Here is a 559-nt window from a genome sequence, read left to right on the forward strand (position 1 = left end):
CATACAAACAGATAAGGGACTAGGGATTACTGCTAGACGCCAGAAGTTTATACTTACACTAACTAGTTGACTTGTTCTAACGATGTTTAAGTAGATTCTGAAAAGCTTCACTTCGATAACGAAAACTTTAAATGGACCAGCAGAAAGGCAGTATTTAGAAGGATATTTATTTGGTTGCAAATGTAAGCAAAGTCATTATGACTCTACACGCGTGTATAAAAAGCTATCAATCAATGTCGTAACTAAACAACGTAAATAATGCCAATTAGCAAACACCCGTCTCCAAATATTGAGCCATCAATAAAACAACATATTAATGCCCAATCAAATGAGATGTAATCTCGAAAGGAACGACTTCCAAAAGGTTAATTACAATCAAGATTAGTCTGGACAGATAATTAATGAAATCCTTTGAGATGATCGATCCAAATTCCTGGTTCTTTATGATAAAATACCACTTCTCCATTTCTAACTTTTCTATGTCTAGTGCCTTTAAGTTTGCAATACCAGAAACTTCTACCTTAACATTAAACCCCAGTTGTGTATTTGGATAAACTTG

The 559-nt window shown here is 34.2% G+C and carries 1 pseudogene; it reads right to left on the reverse strand.

What is annotated here, in order from left to right:
* Window positions 1-421: 421 nt before the first annotated feature.
* Window positions 422-559 (reverse strand): annotated as a pseudogene (locus ACJ5GX_RS04510) (porin); the annotation flags it as partial.

The organism is Wolbachia endosymbiont of Tuta absoluta, from assembly GCF_059414725.1.